14 protein-coding genes and 1 tRNA gene are annotated in these 19,384 nt (G+C 73.1%); 5 read left to right on the top strand and 10 right to left on the bottom strand.

What is annotated here, in order from left to right; translation table 11 throughout:
• Positions 1–57 precede the first annotated feature (57 nt).
• A complete protein-coding gene (locus IF19_RS0107425; protein WP_030115639.1) occupies positions 58–1,173 on the top strand; it encodes an ADP-ribosylglycohydrolase family protein in 1,116 nt (371 codons plus the stop codon).
• 170 nt (positions 1,174–1,343) lie between these two features.
• Here the strand turns inward: IF19_RS0107425 and IF19_RS0107420 are convergent, their stop codons facing one another.
• The gene (locus tag IF19_RS0107420) at positions 1,344–2,126 is read right to left on the bottom strand and encodes an SDR family oxidoreductase (RefSeq protein ID WP_030115638.1); all 783 of its coding nucleotides are present in this window, start codon (positions 2,124–2,126) and stop codon (positions 1,344–1,346) included.
• 85 nt (positions 2,127–2,211) lie between these two features.
• Between IF19_RS0107420 and IF19_RS0107415 the strand changes: the two genes are divergently transcribed.
• Positions 2,212–3,057 carry a hypothetical protein gene (locus IF19_RS0107415; RefSeq protein WP_030115637.1) on the top strand — a complete coding sequence of 282 codons (846 nt, stop codon included), beginning with the start codon at positions 2,212–2,214 and terminating at the stop codon, positions 3,055–3,057.
• A gap of 257 nt (positions 3,058–3,314) precedes the next feature.
• Here the strand turns inward: IF19_RS0107415 and IF19_RS0107410 are convergent, their stop codons facing one another.
• The 3 genes from IF19_RS0107410 to IF19_RS0107400 form a co-directional block, all read right to left on the bottom strand.
• Positions 3,315–3,518 carry a DUF397 domain-containing protein gene (locus tag IF19_RS0107410; RefSeq protein WP_030115636.1) on the bottom strand — a complete coding sequence of 68 codons (204 nt, stop codon included), beginning with the start codon at positions 3,516–3,518 and terminating at the stop codon, positions 3,315–3,317.
• Positions 3,519–3,780: 262 nt separating this feature from the next.
• Positions 3,781–4,638: a helix-turn-helix domain-containing protein gene (locus IF19_RS0107405; protein ID WP_030115635.1), complete on the bottom strand. Its 858-nt coding sequence runs from the start codon at positions 4,636–4,638 to the stop codon at positions 3,781–3,783.
• A 258-nt stretch (positions 4,639–4,896) separates the two neighbouring features.
• Positions 4,897–5,616 carry a GOLPH3/VPS74 family protein gene (locus IF19_RS0107400; protein WP_030115634.1) on the bottom strand — a complete coding sequence of 240 codons (720 nt, stop codon included), beginning with the start codon at positions 5,614–5,616 and terminating at the stop codon, positions 4,897–4,899.
• Between the two features lie 193 nt (positions 5,617–5,809).
• On the opposite strand from IF19_RS0107400, the gene IF19_RS0107395 reads away from it, so the two are divergent.
• Positions 5,810–8,548 (top strand): serine hydrolase, encoded by a 2,739-nt coding sequence (locus IF19_RS0107395; protein WP_030276213.1) that lies wholly within the window; start codon positions 5,810–5,812, stop codon positions 8,546–8,548.
• A gap of 298 nt (positions 8,549–8,846) precedes the next feature.
• Positions 8,847–10,793 (top strand): membrane protein, encoded by a 1,947-nt coding sequence (locus IF19_RS0107390; protein WP_030115631.1) that lies wholly within the window; start codon positions 8,847–8,849, stop codon positions 10,791–10,793.
• Positions 10,794–10,917: 124 nt separating this feature from the next.
• Here the strand turns inward: IF19_RS0107390 and IF19_RS0107385 are convergent, their stop codons facing one another.
• Entirely contained in the window at positions 10,918–11,697 is a 780-nt protein-coding gene (locus IF19_RS0107385; protein WP_030276212.1) for an ATP-grasp domain-containing protein, read from the bottom strand.
• A 128-nt stretch (positions 11,698–11,825) separates the two neighbouring features.
• Here IF19_RS0107385 and IF19_RS0107380 point away from each other — a divergent pair, with 128 nt between their 5' ends.
• Positions 11,826–12,686 carry an aminoglycoside phosphotransferase family protein gene (locus IF19_RS0107380; protein WP_030276210.1) on the top strand — a complete coding sequence of 287 codons (861 nt, stop codon included), beginning with the start codon at positions 11,826–11,828 and terminating at the stop codon, positions 12,684–12,686.
• 108 nt (positions 12,687–12,794) lie between these two features.
• Here IF19_RS0107380 and IF19_RS0107375 read toward each other — a convergent pair whose 3' ends face one another.
• The 5 genes from IF19_RS0107375 to IF19_RS0107355 form a co-directional block, all read right to left on the bottom strand.
• Positions 12,795–13,493 (bottom strand): 8-oxoguanine DNA glycosylase OGG fold protein, encoded by a 699-nt coding sequence (locus tag IF19_RS0107375; protein WP_030115626.1) that lies wholly within the window; start codon positions 13,491–13,493, stop codon positions 12,795–12,797.
• A gap of 156 nt (positions 13,494–13,649) precedes the next feature.
• Positions 13,650–13,722 (bottom strand) — tRNA-Arg (locus IF19_RS0107370).
• Between the two features lie 202 nt (positions 13,723–13,924).
• A complete protein-coding gene (locus IF19_RS0107365) occupies positions 13,925–16,654 on the bottom strand; it encodes a non-ribosomal peptide synthetase (RefSeq protein WP_030289900.1) in 2,730 nt (909 codons plus the stop codon).
• Positions 16,655–16,735: 81 nt separating this feature from the next.
• On the bottom strand, positions 16,736–17,560 hold the full coding sequence (locus IF19_RS0107360; RefSeq protein WP_030115623.1) for an SDR family oxidoreductase: 825 nt from the start codon (positions 17,558–17,560) through the stop codon (positions 16,736–16,738).
• Positions 17,551–18,294, bottom strand: a complete 744-nt coding sequence (locus IF19_RS0107355; RefSeq protein WP_030115622.1) for a thioesterase II family protein — start codon at positions 18,292–18,294, stop codon at positions 17,551–17,553. The genes IF19_RS0107360 and IF19_RS0107355 overlap by 10 nt, the downstream gene beginning before the upstream one ends.
• Positions 18,295–19,384: the final 1,090 nt, after the last annotated feature.

Genomic DNA, 19,384 nt, shown 5'->3' with positions numbered 1-19,384 from the left:
GCGGTCGCCTCCGGAGGCCCGCGCAGCCGAGCACGTGGTGACGGGGGAGGAGGCGGGGTGAGCACAGGCGCCGCGGCCGTCTGGGGCCGGGCCGAGCAGCAGGACTTCCGCAGCCGGGTCCGCGGGGCCCTGCTCGGCGGGGCGGTCGGGGACGCGCTCGGCGCCGGGGTCAGCGGGCTCGCCCTGGAGGAGATCCGCGCGGCCCACGGCGTCGAAGGGGTCGCCGACTACGTGCCCGCCCACGGCAGACGCGGCGCGGTCACCGCCCTCACCCAGCTCACCCTGTTCACCGTGGACGGCCTGATCCGCGCCCAGGTCCGCCGCGACACCGGAGCCTGGCACCCGCCCACCGACGTGCACCGGGCCCATCTGCGGTGGGCCTCCACCCAGCACCACTGGGGGCCCGACGAACGGCGCGACGACAACGGCTGGCTGGCCGCCGAGGAGTGGCTCTACGTCCGCCGCGATCCCACCCGGGAGTGCCTCGGCGGCTTCGGCGACACCGTCATGGGCACCCTCGACCGGCCGAAGAACCCCACCGCCCGGGACGCCGGCGCGCTCACCCGGTCCGCCCCGTTCGGGCTCCTCGTGGGCTGGGAACCGGGGCTCGTGCTGCAACTGGCCGTCGAGTGCGCGGCCCAGTCCCACGGCCACCCCGCGGCCCAGCACGCCGCCGGCGCCTTCGCCGTCCTGGTGCACGGTCTCGCGCGCGGGGAGAGCCTGGACGCTGCCGTGCAGAACACTCTGGCCCTGCTGGCCGATCGCCCCGGCCACGAACCGGTGACCGAGGCCCTGCGCCAGGCCCTCGGCTCGGTGCGGCAGGGTATCCCGGGGCCCGCGCTGATCGAGGCGCTGGGGGCGACCGACGCCGCCGAGGAGGTCCTCGCCGTGGGGGTCTACTGCGCGCTGGTCAGCGAGGACATCCGGCACGGGCTGCGGCTCGCGGTGAACCACAGCGGGCCCTCCCGCGCCACCGGTTCGGTCTGCGGGGCGCTGCTGGGCGCGCTGCACGGCGAGACCGCGCTGCCACCGGCCTGGCTCGCGGAGCTGGAGGGGCGGGCCACGCTGCTCCAACTCGCCGACGACTTCGCGATGGAGATGACCCAGGGGCCCGCCCTGCACACCCCGTCCGCCGTCGCCCCGGGCTGGCTGGCCCGCTACCCGCGCACGTAACGCCGTTCGGCGGAGGGGCTGTTCGGGCCGCACCTTCCCTCGGCGACGCGTCGGCGCGTCGGCACGTTGGCATGGTGGCGCGTCGGCACGTTGGAAGGCCTGCACATCGCTACGTCGGTACGTCGGCGGGTCGGTACGTCGGCACATCACCGCATCGCCGCATCGCCGCGTCAGCGCATCAACTCGCCCGCGTTGACCAGCAGTGACTGGCCCGTGATCGCGCGGGCCCGGTCGGAGGCCAGGAACGCGACGGCCTCCGCCACGTCCCCGTCCGTGGCCAGCTCCGGCAGTGCCATCCGCGCGGTGAGCCGGTCCAGGACCTCGGACTCCGGTACGCCCTCGGAATCCGCCGCGAACTGTACGTACGCCTGTACCGGCGGCCCCCACATCCAGCCCGGCAGCACGGTGTTGACCCGGATGCGGTGCGGGCCCAACTCCCGCGCCAGCGAGTACATCGCCGAGGTGAGCGCCCCCTTCGACGCCGCGTACGCCGCCTGCCGCACCTCGGAGGGCGCGGCCACCGAGGACTGGGTGCCGATCACCACCACCGAGCCGCCCCCCTCCTTGAGCGCGGGCAGGCAGGCCCGGGTCATCCGCAGCGTGCCCAGGAGGTTCACGTCGATCACCGCCTGCCAGGTGGCGAAGTCCGCGTCCTGCAGCCCGCCGAAACAGCTGTCCCACGCGGCGACGTGGACCACCGCGTCGATTCCGCCGAACCGCTCCACCGCGAGCGCCGCCAGCGCCTCGCACTGCCCCTCGTCCGTGATGTCGGTCGGCAGGTGGGCCGTGCTCCGGCCCTCCGGGTCGATCTGCGCCGCCGACCTGGCCAGGTTCGCCGCCGTACGGGCCCCGAGCACCGCGTGCCCGCCGTCCCGGACGACGGTCTCCGCGACCCGGTGGCCGAGCCCCGGACCGACACCCGACACGACGACCGTCTTCCCCGCGAGCAACATCGACGCCTCCTGGCTCTGGCACATGATCTGACGACCCGTCAGGGTAGAGGGGGCCGGTACCCGAGGGAAGGGGAAGGGAGACCCGATGAGCGAGGACGCCGGAACGGGGAGCGAGCGGTACGCGGAGCTGGCGGGGGCGGGGCCGTACGGGGTCCGCCCCGGGCATGCGCTGATCACCCTGGTCGAACCGCATCCGGGCCATGAGTACGCGTACAACCGCTGGTACGAGGACGACCACTACTACGCGGGCGCGACCGCGATGCCCTGGATCTTCGCCGGGCGGCGCTGGGTGGCGCCCAAGGACCTCCAGGAACTGCGCTACCCGGAGACGTCGGCGGTGGCCCGGCCGGTCGGCGCGGGCTGCTACCTCTCCACGTACTGGGTGACCGAGGGGCGCTACGACGACCACATGAAGTGGACCGTCGCCATCAACCGGCGGCTGAATCGCGACGGCCGGGTCTACCAGGACCGGACCCACGTGTTCACCGCCTTCCAGGACCACGAGGCCACGGTCTACCGCGACGGGGCGGCGGGCCCCCGGGACTTCCACGCGCTCGACCACCCGTACGCCGGTCTCGTCCTCCAGGTCGTCGACGCCGAAGGGCCGCGACAGCGAGAGGAGTTGCTGGAGTGGCTGCGGTCCCGTCACCTTCCGAAGCTGTTGGCGGGATCACCGGCGGCGATGGTCATGGTGTTCCGGCCGACGCCCCTGCCCGGTGACCGGATGACGTACGTGAAGCAGGTCGAGGGGGTGGACACGCGGCTGACACTGCTGTGGTTCCTCCAGGAGGACCCGCGGAGCTGCTGGGCGAGCCGCTTCACCGGCCTCGACGCGGCGGTCGAGGAGAGCGGCCTGGGGCGGGTCGAGCTGGTGGCCCCGTTCGTACCGACCGTGCCGGGGACGGACCGGTACGTCGACCAGTTGCGGTGACGCCGCTGCTGGGGGAGAGCGAGGAGGAGAGGGGAGAGGGGCGGTGTGGGGCGGGCGCGTGGTGGCCGGAAGCGCATGCGCCGGTCCCGGAACGTGTCGAGGCCCGGAAGTGTCGGTACCGGAACATGCCGAGCCCGGGAGGTGCCTGCCCCGGAACGTGTCGAGCCCCCTCGGCCAGGACGGCGAACCGGTCGAGAGGGCTCCATCAGGTGGGGCGGTAACGCAAGTGGGGCGTGGTGCGCGGGGTGTTGAGCAGGTCAGGCGTCGACCGTGCCGGCGGCCACATCGCGCACGAACGCGTTCCACGCACCGGGGATGAAGGTGATCGAGGGACCCTCGGGGGCCTTCGAGTCGCGTACGGCGATGGCCTGCGCCGGGGACTTGACCTCGACGCACGCGCCGTTGCCCCCGGAGTACGACGACTTCGTCCACGTGTCCGTAGCACCCTGAAGAATTGCCATGTTCACTCCGGTTCAGAGAGTTGGGTGAGTCGCACCAACCTGATTCCGATTGGCGTGATCGACGCTACTCGCCAAGCCCCGTCCATGAGATGGCCGTTCACTCGTCCGGGCGGTCTTCGCCTGGTTGTCCTTCCTGAGTGGGTAGGCGGCGGTGTACCATTCCGCCGCCCACCCGAATGGCATCCCCGGAGTTCCGCTTCGGGTCCTCCGCTCGCGCGCCGCGAACCCGCCGTCCTGCAGCCGGTGTGCATCCGCGGGTCCTTCAGCTGGTGTACGACTTCGCGATCTTGCTGATGAACTCCCGGGTCTGCTCCACGTTCAGCGCCTGCGCCCGCAGGTGCTCGTACATCACGCTGTAGCGCTGCACGTCGTTCGCCTTCTCCAGGTACAGATCGCTGGTGACGCCCTCGATGTAGACGACGCTGGAGTCCGCCGCGTCCGGGAACTCCAGAATCGCGTACTGGCCGTTGATGCCCGGGTGGGCGCCCATGTCGAACGGCAGGACCTGGACGGTGACGTGCGGGAGGTGCGACTGCTCGACCAGGTGCTCCAACTGGTCCAGCATCACCTGCTTGTCGCCGACCACCCGGCGCAGCGCCGACTCGTCGATCACGGCCCACAGCCGCAGCGGGTTGTCCGGAGAGTTGACGCGGTCCTGGCGCCGCGACCGTACGTTGACGCGCTTCTCGATGTCCGACGGCGGGGCCTCGGGAAGCGCGCCGCTGATCAGCGCCTCCGCGTACGCCCGGGTCTGGAGCAGGCCCGGGATCATCTGCGGCTCGTACACCCGCAGCGACTCCGCGTCCGTCTCCAGACCGATGTAGACGCTGTACGGGATGTCGCCGAAGGCGTGCCACCAGCCCTGCTGGCGGGAGTCCTTCGCCATCTGCATGAGCGAGTCCACGATGCGGTGGTCCTCGACCTCGTACACCCCGCAGAGGTCGCGCACGTCGCGCTGGCTGATGGAACGGCGGCCGTTCTCCAGCCGGCTGATCTTCGACTGCGACACCAGCAGCCGCTCCGCGACTTCCTCGGCCGTCATGCCTTTGAGTTCGCGCAGGCGGCGCAATTCCTGGCCCAACCTGCGTCGCCTGACAGTGGGATTGACGTTGGACGGCACGGAAACGGCACCTCCGGCTATGTAGCTGTGCGTATCTACTGCTCAGCAGATTGCCACCCCTTGCCCCGGCCGCGCTGGGAAACGGTCACACACAGGGGCGCGGGGGCGTGCGCACCGGAGCACGGGAGGGCGCGCATGCGCACGGGGCAGCCGGTGATGGTGGCTACCGGCTGCCCCGTGCGTGGTGCGGCTCCCGGACCGGGTCCTGTGACGCGTCGGACGGCGGTACGGCGGTGTGCTGTTCCCGGACCCGTGCGGTCAGCTCGCGGCGGTGTGCGCCATGCTGCTGCGGCGGGTCTGTGATTGCGGCTGCAACGGAACGCCCGCTGCCTGCTGCGTACGGCGTGGCTGGACCGCCACCCCGTTCTGGACGTCCATCACGGCGTGCGCCACGAGGCCGCCCATCGGGTCGTGCCTGATCAGGTCCCGGAGCCGGGAACGCGATGAGCGTCCCTCGTTGCCCGGGTACAGGTGCTTGCCGAGTCCGACCGCGTGGGCCAGTGCGGCGAGCGCCGCGGTCCGCGGGTCCGGCGGTACGCCGGTGCGGATCGCACTGTCCAGCCGGTTTCTGATGTCCCGGCTGATCGCCGTGTCCGTCGCCTGGTAGCGAGTCGTCGGCAGCACTCCGCACATCTGGCCCGCCACGGCGTGAACCATGCCGCACCGCTCCAGATGAGCGAGGTAGATCTGGCGCAGCCCCAGTCGGGGCCCTCCTATCCAGTGGACCGCCCGGACCGGGCTGCCACGACGGCGCAGCAGCTCCAGTGCGGAGTCCAGAGTCGGATCTCCTGTCGGCCGTGGCATCACCACGGCGATACGATCCCCGTCAGGGGCTATCCGTCCTGCCAGAGCCAGCTCTACTAGCTGTGCCCCGGCCAGGCCGAGGTCGAGCGACTGCGGCTGCGCTGTGGTACCCGTGGTCGGGTCCAGAGCGAGCAACAGAAGCTCCTCCGGGATTGTTCTGCGGCTCCTGCCCATCCATGCCTCCCCGCGTGGATGTCTGACAGGGTGACCCCTCTCACATTCATCTGTCGAGAGCGCCTGACCGCTATGTATGGGAACCAGTAGGTATGTCGTTCTCGTCTAGCAGCTGGGCCAAGGGTTCACACAGGGACACTGGTAGATGGTTCGGACAGCGCGGGGCGGCCCCGCAGCGCATGAGGAGGCATCGGTGGCGGGCGAGTCCCCCGACAAAACGGAGCAGCGGAAGTCGTCGTCGGGGACGGCTGCGGAGGAGCGCGACCCGCGTTTCGCCGTCTTCCGCGACCCCGGCGAGGCCGCGGACGAGGCGGAGACCGAGGGCGCGGACGCCGGTACGGGCGCCGACGCGGGTTCGGATGCCGACGCGGGCTCGGGTACGGGAGCGGGTTCGGGTGCCACGTCGGACACGGCGACCGCGGTGTTCCGGCCGCGGCTGCCGGAGGACGGGGCCCGGCGCGAGCCGAAGGCGGAGGTGGAGGCGGACGCGAAGCCCGAGGCCGTGTCCGGCGGCGAGGCGTCCTCCGCGGCGGAGAACGCGTCCGAGGCCGGGAGCGACGCCGGGAACGGGCGTGAGGGCGGGCCGGAGGCCGCGCGGGAGCCGGAGAGCGCGCCTGAGGCCACTGCCACGGCCTCGGAGGGCGCCGGGGAGGCGGAGGAGCCCGCGAAGGCGCCGGAAGCCGCTCGGGGCAGCGCGAGCCCGGAGGCCGGCGAGAAGGCTGCGGACGCGGAGAAGTCCGACGCCGGGAAGTCTGACGCGGAAAAGTCCGGCGCGGAGACCGCTGACGGCGCTGACGCTGCTGACGGCTCCGAGGCTGCGGCGCCCGCGAAGGGCGAGGCGGACGGGGACGAGCCCGAGGCTGCGGACGGGGACGGTCGGCTGCGTGCAGCGGTCGCCGCCTGGGTCGATGCCGATGCCGAAGCAGGCGCCGACGCGGACGCCGAGACGGACGAGAAGCCGAAGCCGGGATCGACCTCGAAGGCCGAGAAGCCCGGGAAGGCTGAGAAGGCTGAGCAGGGCACGTCGGCCGGGCGGGAGAAGCGGGCCGGGCAGGACGAGCGGGACGGTGAGCCGGAGTCTGCGGCGAAGCCCGTACCGGCCGGCCGGTCGACGGCCGACAGCGGCTCCGACAAGGACACCGACGCCGACACCGACAAGGACTCGAACTCGGACGGCGACTCCGCCGCGGACTCCGGTGGCGGCTCCGACCTGCGGGGGATAGACCAGCCCACCGCTGTCTTCATGGCGGTCAAGCCGGGTGCCAAGGGGACCGGCGGGGTGGACCAGGCGACGACCGCCCTGAAGCTGCCGCGCGACCCCGGAACCGGAACCAAGCCCGCCGCCAAGCCGGGAGCAGCACAGCCCGGGGGCAAGAGCGCCGCCGAGCCCGAGAGCGACGCCGAGCGCACGAGCACCTTCGTACCGCTCCGCTCCGACGACGTCCGCACGCCCACCGCACCCCGCAAGCCCGAAGCCGGGTCGACGGCGGGGACGACCGGTGCGGCGACCGGAACCGCCGGTGCGGCGAACGGGGCCGACGCCGGGACCGGGACGCCCGCGCGTACCCCGGAGGCCGGTGCCCCGGCCCCCGCCGCCCCGTCCTGGGCCGCCGCCGAGCGGACCCGGCAGCAGCCGCTGCCGCCGAAGCCGCCGCTCGACCTGCTCGCCGAGCTGACGAACACCCCGCCGCCGCCGGAGACCCCGGTCCGTACCGCCGTCCGGCGGGTCAAGATCTGGACCCCGCTGGTGCTCCTCCTGCTGATCGTCTTTGCGATCGTGCAGGTGACCCGCCCGCTTCCGGAGCCGTCCCTGGAGCTCACGGCGAAGCCGACGTACACCTTCGAGGGCGGCGAGACGAAGCTGTCGTGGCCCGGTCAGGGCCAGTCGGCCGTGATGGTGGACGGTGTCGGCTCCCTCGGCACCGAGGGCCCGCAGAAGCCGGCCCCGATCGCGAGCGTCGCGAAGGTCATGACCGCGTACGTGATCCTCCGGGAGCACCCCCTCAAGGGTGACGAGGAGGGCGAGAAGATCACGGTCGACCAGAAGGCGGAGGACGAGTCCAAGCGCCCCGACGAGTCGACGGCCCCGCTGACCAAGGGCCAGAAGCTCTCCCAGCGGCAGATGCTCCAGTTGCTGATGATCCCCTCGGGGAACAACGCGGCCCGTCTGCTCGCCCGCTGGGACGCCGGTTCCGAGGACGCGTTCATCGACAAGATGAACGACGCGGCCAAGGACCTCGGGATGAAGGGGTCGACGTACACCGACCCGAGCGGGCTGGAGAAGACCACCGTCTCCACCGCCGCCGACCAGCTCAAGCTGGCCCAGGCGGTCATGCGCAACGAGGTCTTCCGCAAGATCGTGGACATGCCCGAGGTCGAGATCGAGGGCATAGACGGCAAGATCTACAACAACAACAACCTTCTGCTCCAGCCGGGCGTGAGCGGCATCAAGACCGGCTCCTCCACCCCCGCCGGCGGCAACCTGCTCTGGTCCGCGAACACCAAGGTCGACGGCAAGATGCTGTGGATCTACGGTGCGGTCATGGGGCAGCAGGCCGGCACCGGCCGCGTCTACGACAGCCTGGAACTGTCCCTCCAGAACAGCCTCAAGCTGATCAAGGACGCGCAGAAGGCCGCCACTTCGGCGACGGTCCTGAAGAAGGGCGACGTCGTCGGGTACGTGGACAACGGGTTCGGCGGGAAGACCCCGGTGGTCGCCACCAAGAGCCTCAAGGCGGTCGGCTGGTCCGGCCTGGAGGTCGAGCTCGAGGTCACGGACAACGGCGAGGGCATCGACCCCTCCGCGAAGGCCGGGAGCGAGGTCGGCATGGTGACCGTGGGCACGGGCACCGGGAAGATGACGGCCCCGGTGGTGCTCCAGGACGATCTGGCCCAGCCGGCCTTCGGCGACAAGCTGACCAGGGTCGGCTGACCGGAGCGGACGGTCGGTCCGGCCGACCGGTCCCGCTGACCAGGGCCGGCCGACCGGACCGGCCGGAACGGCAAGGCGAGGTCCGGCAAGGCGAGGTCCGGCGGGACGAGCACCGGGAAGACGAGGGCCGGAAGACGAGAAGGGGGGAGGGAGAAGCGGACCGTTTCTCCCTCCCCCCACCTCCCTCCCGGCCCATGACAGGAGTACGTGCCGGGGGTACGTGTTAGCGTCCCCGAACAGGTACGGGGTGAGCGTCCCCGAACACGTACGGGGCCGGCGGAGGACGGGGAGAGGCGTAGTGACCACCGCGGAGCCGAAGCCCGGCCGCGAGACGGACGAGACCGCGGGCAGCGGGGGAGACGCCCTGCACGTCCGCGTGCCGTCCCCCCGCGCACCGGAGCCCTCCGACGCCCCCGAGGCCGCGGAGCCCACCGACGTCCACGGTTCGGCCGATAGCGCCGGCTCCCGGACGACCCCATCGACCCCATCGACACCACCGGCCCCACCGGCCGCCCCCGAGACCCCGCGCGAGCGGGCGCACCGGCTGCTGCGGCACCCCGTCACCATCGCCACGGCGGCCGCGGCCCTGCTGCACGTGCTCTGGTTCTTCTTCTTCGCCAACACCGGCGGGGACATCGCCGCCCAGGACGCCTGGGCCGAGTTCGTGGGCCGGCACCCCGGGTCCGCGTACAACCTGGCCTGGTACGGGGGCATGCACCCCGTCTCGTACAGCGTGGTCTCGCCGTACCTGATGTCCGTGCTCGGCGTCCGGACGACGATGATGATCGTCGGCACGGTCTCCTCCGGGCTGACCGCGCTGATCCTCGTGCGCGTCCCGGCCGTGCGCAACCCGCTTGCCTGCGCGCTCGCCGGAGTCTTCGCGTTCCTGTGCAACGCGCTGTCGGGCCGGGTGACGTTCGGGCTCGGCATGATGTTCGCGGTCGGCGCGGTGGCGGCGGTGTTCTGCTGGCCGTACCGGTGGCGGTACAAGCGGTGGGCCAAGGCCGCCGTCGCCGCCCCGCTCGCCGCGCTGGCGACCGCGTCCAGCCCGGTCGCCGGCCTCTTCCTGGGGGTCGTCGCGGCGGCGCTCTTCCTCCACAAGCGCCGCCCCGGCGCGTACGCGATTGGGCTCGCACCGGTCGCCGTGGTGGGCCTGTCCGCGTGGCTGTTCCCGTTCTCGGGCACCCAGCCGATGTCGCTCGGGACCCTGGCGCTGCCGGTCCTCTTCTCGGTGCTCGTCTTCGTCCTCGTACCGCGCGACTGGAGCACCGTCCGCACCGCCGCCGCCGTCTACGGGGTCGGCACGCTGCTCACGTACGTCGTCGACTCGCAGATCGGGTCGAACATCACGCGGATGGCGATGCTGTTCGCCGGGGTCGCGCTGCTCGCCGCCCTGCCGTACGCGGTGCCGCGCAGCCGCCGCTGGTACGCCCTGGTCCTGGCCTTCGCCGGGCTCAACTTCTGGATCGGCTTCAAGAGCGTCGACGACATCGTCCGCACCGCCCCCGCCGCGTCCTGGAACCGCGAGCTCGCCCCGCTGGTCAACCAGCTCCAGCAGGTGGGGGCCGAACGCGGCCGGGTCGAGGTCGTCCCCGCGAGCAGCCACCGCGAATCCTCGGCGCTCGCCCCGTACGTCCAGCTCGCGCGCGGCTGGAACCGCCAGGCCGACATGGAGCGCAACCCGCTCTTCTACGACGACACCCTGGACCCGCTGAGCTACCGGGAGTGGCTGGACCGCTGGGCCGTGCACTACGTGGTGCTGCCCAAGGACCGGCCGGACAACGGGGCGGTCCAGGAGGCGGAGCTGATCGAGCAGGGCCAGCCGTACCTGCGCGAGATCTGGGGCGACCAGAACTGGAAGCTGTACCGGGTGCTGGACCCGGTGCCGCTCGCCGACCCGCCGGCGACGGTGGAACGAGCGGGCGCGGGCGGAGTGACGATCACCGTGAAGTCGCCGGGGCGGGTGCTGATCCGGATCCCGTACACGCGCTGGCTCGCCCTGGTCGACGAGGACGGCAAGGTGGTGCAGCGGCCGCAGGAGACCGAGGAGTCGAAGCTGCGGTCGAAGGACGACGAGACCGCGCCGAAGACGTACGTCAACACGCACGGCTGCCTGAACAAGGTCGAGGAGGGCCCGTACGGCGACGAGTGGACCGAACTGCTCGCGCCGAGGCCGGGGGTGTACCGGCTGACGGCCCCGTACCAGTTCGAGCCGGGCACGCCCTGCCCGGAGGAACTGAGCTGATCCGGACGCTGTCCTGCCACCGACGCTTCCTGCCCCGGGCGGTTCCCGGGCCCCGGACGCCGCCCGCCCCGGGCGCCTCCTGCGCCTGCGCGGGGCGGGCCGGGGCGGGCCGTCTCCGGACGGCTCAGCGCAGGAACTCCCGGTCATGCGGTGACAGTTCCGTACGAGGCCCGGCGGAGCGGAGGACGGTGTCGAGGGCCCGCTCGGGATCGGCTTCGTAACATCCGCTGGCCCAGGCGGCGTTGGCCTCGATCACGGCCCAACGCCCGTCGTCGTCGCGGCCGATGTCCACGACGACGGCCGAGGGCAGGCTGTCGGCGGCCGCCGCGAGCACGTCCCGCCCGAAGGCGAGCGCGTCGCCGTGCGCGGGCCCGAGCCGGAGCCGGCCGGTCTCGGCGTACTGCCCGGCGGTGTGGACGGACCCGTCGAGCAGGTGGAGGCGGTACTCGGCGGCGAACGTCATCACGTCGCTCACGAGCACGACGGTCGCCGGGTCCACGGCGTCCGGCCCGGGGAGCCGGGACCCGTCCGCGTACACGAGGGCCGGGATGCCCTTGTCGTTGGGCGACTTGACGAAGGCGGGGCGGCGCAGCCCGTACGCGTCCCCGATCGGCATCGCCCGTACGTCCCGGCGGGTGAGGGCGCGGGGCAGCCGGGCGAGCCAGTCGGGGGGCGCCTCCAGCAGGGCGATGCCGAGCGCGGGAGCCACGGCATCGGCGAACGACGGCCCGGCGTGCAGATGTACGGCGGCCTCCCCGTCGCCCGGTGCGGCCACCCCGTCCGGTACGGCGAGGGCGGTCGCCTCCACGACGTGCAGCCCGCGCCGCAGCGCGGCGGCGCGCAACGTACGGGCGGACGCGGTGAGTCGGGGCGGAAGGACGAGGGTGCGCGGCGGACGGGTCACGGTCGCCGATCCTCCCGCACGGGGTGCGCGGGGCCCACGGAATTTCCGGGCGCGGGGTGCCGCTCGCCCCGGGCGCCCACCGCCGGCGGCCCGTTGTGCGTACCGGCCGGACCTGCTTCGATCGTCGCATGATCATCGAACCGTCGCTCGTACGCGGCCTGATCGCCGCCCAGTTCCCGCAGTGGTCCGACCTGCCCGTGGAGGCGGCCGGCACCGGGGGGACGGCGAACGCGATCTACCGCCTGGGGGCGGACATGAGCGTACGGCTGCCGCGCACCGAGGGCAGCGCGGCGGACGTGGCGACCGAACACCACTGGCTGCCGAAGCTGGCCCCGCGGCTGCCGTTCCCGGTGCCGACACCGCTCGCGCAGGGCGCTGCGAGCGAGGGGTTTCCCCGGCCCTGGTCGGTTCACACCTGGCTGGACGGGGTGAACCCGGCCCCGGGCGACGCCACGGCGTCCTCCGACCTGTTCGCTGCGGACCTGGCGGAGTTCGTGCTGGCGCTGCGCCGGATCGACCCGCAGGACGCGCCGCCCGCCTACCGAGCCGAACCGTTGGCCTCCCGCGACGAGGCGACCCGTACGGCGCTGGCGAGCGTGGGCGGAGTGGTCGACGTGGAGGCCGCCACCACCGAGTGGAAGGAGGCGCTGGCCGCCCCACCGCACACGGGTCGTCCGGTCTGGGTGCACGGAGACCTCCAGCCGGGCAACGTCCTGGTCGACGACGGCCGCCTCACCGCCGTCATCGACTTCGGCTGCACGGGCCTGGCCGACCCGGCGCTCGACCTGATCGCCGCCTGGTACCTGCTGGCCCCCGACGCCCGGGACACCTTCCGCACCGCCCTCGCCCCGGACGACGCCACCTGGGCCCGGGGCCGGGGCTGGGCCCTGTCGATCGCCCTGCTGGAACTGGCGCACTACCGCGAGACGGACCCGCGCATGGCCCGGATCGCGGTCCACGTGATCGAGGAACTGCTCCACTCCCGCTGACGACAGGGGCGGACCCGGGGCGGGGCGGGCACGGGCCGGGTCCGGACCGGGGCCGGGGCCGGTGAAGGGCGGCCCCGGCACCCCGGCGGCGGCGTACGGAACGGGGGATCAGGGCCGGAACAGCCAGCGTTCGATCTCGTCGACGCCCACCTGGCGTTCGAGCCTCGCGCTCTCTTCCCGGGCCCAGCGCCCCAGAAGTTCGCAGTACCGGACATAGGCGGGGGTGGGCCACCCGTTCCCGCCGAGCGAGTCCCACCCGCAGGCGTTCTTCAGGGTGGCGGCCACCTGGGAGTCGAGGATCGCGCAGGGGTGTGTGAGCGCGCCCCGGCCGGCGAAGTACAGGACCTTGGTCGAGAAGGCCGGACCCAGGTACGCGATGGCATTGCGGTTTCCGGGCCGCAGCGCTTCGTAGGCCCGTTCGGGGCACTCCCGGGCGGCGTGCACCGCTGCACGCAGAGCAGCCGCGGACCCGGGCGGATCGGCCGCCACGGCTCGTATACGCCGGCGGTTGAGGCGGAGCTTCTTGCCGCTGCCCCAGGCGAGGACGCGCCACAGAAACCGCAGGACGTCCTCGTCGCAGCCTGGATCGAGGCGGTCGGCGTCCGCGAACAGGTCACCGCGGCTCAACTCCACCACCCCCGGCCCGACCACCGGCCCACCCGGAAGCCGAGCGGCGGCCAGCTCGGCGTTCCACCACGCACCGGCCACGGGGACGGCATGGCCGTCGATCCGCTCCGACCGAGGCCGCTGAAGAGCCTCACGACCAGCACGCGGCAACCGCAGACGGGATACGTCGGTGAGCGTCATGGCCGCATCCTCCCCTGGTGGAGGGGCGGATGGAGGAGGTTCCCGCACACTGCCGCCGCCTGTCCCTCACCCGCCCCGCGAAGGCTCGCGCCCCGCCCCGTGGGCAAAGAAGAAGGGCCAGGAAGGACGTCTGCCCTGACCTGGCCCTTCTGCCTGTGCCCCCGGCAGGATTCGAACCTGCGACACCCGCTTTAGGAGAGCGGTGCTCTATCCCCTGAGCTACGAAGGCAGGGGCTTGTGGAGAACCTCGGATCGGACCCGGCAAGTGGGTCGTGGCCTCGGTGCGCAAGCCCGCTCGTCAGTGGGGGCGCCGGCGCTCGCTGCGGTTTCCCGGGCGGGCGTTCGTGCGACCTGACCGCTGACGGGAACAGCGTAGCGGATCGGGGCGGGGCGGAGGCGTGGAGTGCGGGGGCTGGGGGTTATGCGGGGGATCAGGTGGTGAGTTCCCGGATCGTCGGGGTCCGGAAGAGGTCGCGCAGCGGTACGGGCTTCAGGCCGCGGGCGCGCAGCGCGGCGCTGATCCGGACGGCGAACAGGGAGTTCCCGCCGAGCTCGAAGAAGTCATCGTCGAGGCCGACGGGGGTGCCGAGGACGGTCTCCCAGATCTCCCGGAGGGCGCCGGCGAGGGCGGTGTCACCCGTGCCGTCCGGCTCCGGGGCGGGCCGTGCGGAGGAGGAGGAGCGGACCGGGGCGGGCAGCTGTGTCGCGTCCAGCTTGCCGTTGGGCGTCAGCGGGAGGGCGTCGAGGGCCGTGACCGTGGCCGGGACCATGTGCTCGGGGAGGATGCCCGCGGCGCGCTTGCGCAGGCCCTGAAGGTCGGCGGCGGTGCCGCCCGCCGGGACCACGTAGGCGTCGAGGCGGGCCGTGGCCGGGTCGGTGGGGTCGTCGCGGTGCACCACCACGGCGGCGGCGGTGACGGCCGGGTCCTCCAGGAGCACGGCGCGGATCTCGTCGGGCTCGATGCGGAAGCCGCGGATCTTGACCTGGCTGTCGATTCTGCCGAGGTGCTCCAGCCGCCCGTCGGTGCGCATCCGGCCCAGGTCGCCGCTGCGGTACGTCAGGGCCCGGGCGTCGGGGGCGTACGGGTCCGGCAGGAAGCGTTCGGCCGTCAGCTCGGGCCGGTTGAGGTACCCGGCGGCGACGCCCGCGCCGCCCACGCGGATCTCCCCGGTGACGCCGGGGGGCACGAGGCGGCCGCGTTCGTCGGTGACGTACAGGTGCCGGCCCGGCAGGGCGGGGCCCACGGAGCGGGAGCCGGCGAGGGCGAGTTCGCGGGTGACCGTCTGGGCGGTGACGTGCACGGTGGTCTCGGTGATGCCGAACATGTTGACCGTGCGGCAGGTGGTCTCGGGGTGCCGGTCGAACCAGGGCAGCAGCATGCGGCTGTCCAGCGGTTCGCCGCCGAACACGACGAGCTGGACCGGCAGCCCGGTGTGGTCGGTCCGCAGGAGCTGGGAGAACGCCGACGGCGTCTGGCTGAGCACGGTGACCCGCCGGGCGAGCAGCAGGTCGCGGAAGTCGTCCGGGTCGCGGGTGACGGCGTAGGGCACGACGACGAGCCGTCCGCCGGTCAGCAGGCAGCCCCAGATCTCCCACACCGAGAAGTCGAAGGCGGCCGAGTGGAAGAGCGTCCAGGTGTCGTCGGGGCCGAGACCGTACTCGTCGCGGGTGGCGTCGATCAGGGCGACGACGTTGCGGTGCGGCACGGTCACGCCCTTGGGGCGGCCCGTGGAGCCGGAGGTGTAGATGACGTACGCGGGGTCGTCGGGGGCGGGGGGCCCGGACGGCTCTTCCGGCTCTTCCGGCCCGTCCTCGGCGGTCCCGGCGCGCTCGGTTGAAGCGGGCGCGGTGAGTTCGTCCGGGGTCAGGGGTACGGCCCCGCCCTCGCGCGGGAACTCGGCGAGGCGGGTCACGACGACGCGCAGTCCGGCGTCCGCGACGGTGTGGGCGAGACGGTCGGTGGGGTAGGCCGGGTCGGCCGGTACGTAGGAGGCGCCCGCCCTGACCACACCGAGCAGGGTGACGACGAGTTCCGCGGACCGCTCCAGGCAGACGCCCACCCGGTCGCCCCGGCGCACCCCGCGAGCGCGCAGCCCGGCCGCGATCCGGGCGGAGCGCTCGTCCAGCTCGCGGTAGCTGAGCTCGGTGCCGCCGTCGCAGAGGGCGATGGCGTCGGGTGCGGCGGCGGCCACCCGGGCGAACGCCCGGGGCAGCGTGTCCGGGGTGCGGGCGGGGCCGGCGGCCGGCCGGCCGAGCCGGGCCACGCGGTCCCGCTCGTCCCGGTCGAGCAGTTCCACGTCCGCGACCGCGGTGTCCGGGGCGAGCACGGCCTGCCGGTACACCTGCGCGAGATGGCGCGTGAACCCCTCGGCGACCGCCGGCGCGACATGGCTGAGCCGGAAGTGGCAGGAGAGGCGGGTGGCGCCGTCCGGAAGGGGCGAGAAGACGAAGGTGAGCGGGAAGGGCGGAGCGAGGCAGGGGAGCCGTTCATCCGCCGGCGGGCCGGGGTCGGCCTCCAGGATTCCGGCGACCACGCCGTGTGCGGTGTGCGCGGGTTCGGTGGCAGCCAGATCGCGCAGGGTGGCCGATGCGGGCAGGGCGTACTCCCGTGCTCCCCGGTCGTCGGTGCCGACGGTGGCCGCCGCCGTGGCGCCGTGGCCGTCGTAGCGGGCCAGGGTCACGGCCAGGGCGGGCAGACGGAGGGCGGCGGGCGCGGTGGCGTGGGGGAGCGGGAGGTCCACGTGGCAGGCGGCGTGGGCGGTCGAGGACGGGTCGCCGCCACCCCAGTCCGGCGCGGCGGCCACGGGCGGCAGCCCGGCGCGCGGGGCGGCGGGGTGCGGGGCGGGGGAGGGCGGGCGCTCGCCCGTCAGGACCGCCACCAGGTGGTGCAGGCCGGGCCCGTCCAGGCGGTCCCGGTGGGCCACGACGACCAGGTCGGCCGTGCCGTCCTCGTACCGCAGCAGCACGCAGCGCGCGTCCCCGCGCACCGGGCGGCGCAGTTCGCTCGCCCGGCGGCGTACGGCGATCGGCCCGGTCGCGGCGCCGGGGATGTCGTCCGTCCACAGCCGCCACGGGCCCGCCACGGCCAGTCGGTCCCGCAGCCGTCGTACGTCCGTCCCGGTCACCGCGACGCGGACCGCATGGCACTGTGCACCCGGCACGGGTGTCCTCCCCTGTCCTCTGTCCTCGAAAGGTCCTGAACCATCCTGGGCGGTCGCGAGAACCGCTGCCGACCGCCGTGCTCAGCGGGCCGAGAAGCCGCCGTCCACGGTCAGGGTCGTCCCCGTCACCTGCCGGGCGTCGTCCGACAACAGGTAGACCACGGCCGCCGCCACGTCCGCCGGCTCGATCAGCGCGTTCATCGGCTGCGCCGCGACGAACTCCTGCTCGTGCTCGCTCACCGGTACGTCGAGGGCGCGGGCGATCTCGGCGAGCATCCGGCCCTCGGCGGTCGGGTCGTCGCGGACCGAGCCGGGGCAGACGGCGTTGACCCGTACCTTCCGGGGGGCGTAGTCGAGCGCCGCCGCCCTGGTGAGCCCGATGAGGCCGTGCTTCGCGGCGACGTACCCGGCGAAGTGCCGGTAGCCCACCAGGCCCGCCGTGGAGGCGATGTTGACGATGCTGCCCGAGCGGCGGGCGCTCATCGCCCCGCCGACGGAGCGGATCATCCGCCAGGCCCCGGAGAGGTCGACGTCGATCATCAGCGCCCACTCCTCCTCGCCGATCTCGTGCGCCGGCCGGCCCGACGGCGCCGCGATCCCGGCGTTGTTGACGACGCCGTCGAGCGCGCCGAACCGTTCCTCCGCCAGCGCCACCGCCTCCTCCACGGAACGCAGGTCGCGCACGTCGCAGCGGGCCGTGAGCACCGCGGAGCCGGCTTTGCGGCACAGCTCCGCCGTGTGCTCCAACTGGCCCGCCGTGCCCAGCGGGTACGGCACCCCGGGCAGGTCGTCGCAGAGGTCGAGCAGCGCCAGGTCGGCGCCCTCGGCCGCGCACGCCTCCGCCGTGGCCCGGCCCAGGCCCCGGGCCGCGCCGGTGACGACGACGGTCTTTCCGGTCAGGCGCACGGCTCGCCCTCCTCCGCGACGCCCGCGCCGGCGGCGACGACGTCCAGCAGGGCCGAGGCGGACTCGGTCAGGTACATGTGGCCGCCGGGCAGTTCCACGGAGCGGAAGCCGGCGCCGGCCACCTTCTCCCAGGCCGCCGCCTCCTCGCCGGAGACCAGCTCGTCGTGGCTGCCGCGCACCGCGGTGAGCGGGGCGGGCAGCGCCTGGTCGGTGGAGGGCGTGTAGCTCTCGTGCATCCGCACGTCGGCGCGGAGCGTCGGCAGGATCAGCTCGCGCATCTCCGGGTCGTCGAGCGCCTCGTGGGTGTACCCGGCGAACTCGTTGACCCGCGCCAGGAACGCGTCGTCGGGCAGGCCCGTGGCCCGGCGGCCGCGCTGTTCGGCGGGGTGCGGGGAGCCGCTGACGAAGAGGTGCACGAGTGCGGGGCCGTCCGGGTCCCCGGCCAGCCGGTGCGCCAGCTCGTAGGCGAGGACCGCGCCCAGGCTGTGCCCGAAGAGGGCGATGCGGCGCGGCAGCCGGGGGTCGTCGGCGAGCGCGGCGCGCAGGTCGGCGAGGAGGCCGTCGGTCGCCGTGCCGACGTCGGTGTACGGGTCCTGGTCGATCCGGCGCTCCCGGCCGGGGAGTTGCATCGGCAGGATCGTCAGCCGGTCGCCGGCGACGCGCTGCCAGGGGCGGAAGAAGGAGGCTCCGGCGCCCGCGAAGGGCAGGCAGACCAGAGTCGTACGGGTGGGCATCAGTGGACCCCTTCCGGGTCGTCGACGGCGAGCCGGGTGCGGTAGCGGACCGGAAGCTTGTTCAGGCCCCGGCTGGTGGAGTTGTCGAAGACCTATTCCAGCGCATCGTGCGGGACGGCGAGTTCGAGGCCGGGCAGGCGGCGCAGCAGGGTCGGTAAGGCGACCGAGCCCTCGACGCGGGACGGGGCAGCCGCCCGGTTCCCTCACGGAGGGGGCGAGTTGGGCGGGCCGTTGCCGTTCGTCGCGGTCGAGGACCCGCCGGCCCTGCTGCATCTTGGTGGCCGGGTGCCAAACGGACAGCACGCGAGTATCCCCCGAAACTCATGTGAACAATGGACCACTGGTGAGCAATGGGCCGATCACGGAAACCGCGAATGTATGCGGCGAAAGAATGGGGCGCAAGCAAAAGGAAAACGGAAAGGATTTTACTGTAAGGTGCGGCGGTGATCGCCGATCAATGTCTGAATTACGGTATGCGGGTCTCGATGGGCATGTCAAGGGTGTGCCTGGCGGGGGCGCCGCATTGCCTCCATAGTCATGATTCGGCGACTTTCATGCGATGACCTTCGGGCGGCGGGGCTTTCGGGCGGCCCGGGCCGAGGCCGCCGTTGCGGGCGGCCGGTGGACGGAAGGCAGGTCGCGCCACCGGTGACGGGGTCCCCGGTGGAGACGGCGCGGGCCGTGTCCCGGCGCGCCGTCAGACCATCTGTATGTGTCCCATTCATTGCATCGCCGCTGGGCGATTAAACGCATGGTCAAATCCCCGAGCCCGCCTGAAACCCGTCGTGTGCGTTGCCCCGCGGGCATCTCCACCGGACGAAAGGGCAACCCCCTGGAAAGTCCATGACGCCGCCCTGTCGAATGCGGCGATTTCCGGATGTCCCGTGCACCACGGGGTGGCGGCCGATCTCGTCGACCCCTGGCTGTCCAGCGACGGCGACGCATATGCCGTAGGGCGGCGGATGCGGGCCCAGGAGACCCTGACGCGCCAGGAGATCGACGACAAGGGCGGCTTCTGGAACATCGGCGGCAAGCAGCTCGCCGTCACCGACCGGCCGCGCCGCACCGAGAGGCAGACGCGCCTGAAGAA

Source organism: Streptomyces californicus (genome assembly GCF_000717645.1).
GTDB classification, from domain to species: Bacteria; Actinomycetota; Actinomycetes; order Streptomycetales; family Streptomycetaceae; genus Streptomyces; species Streptomyces californicus.
The sequence above is the reverse complement of the archived record's forward strand: the minus strand, read 5'-3'. Positions and strand labels throughout refer to the sequence as shown.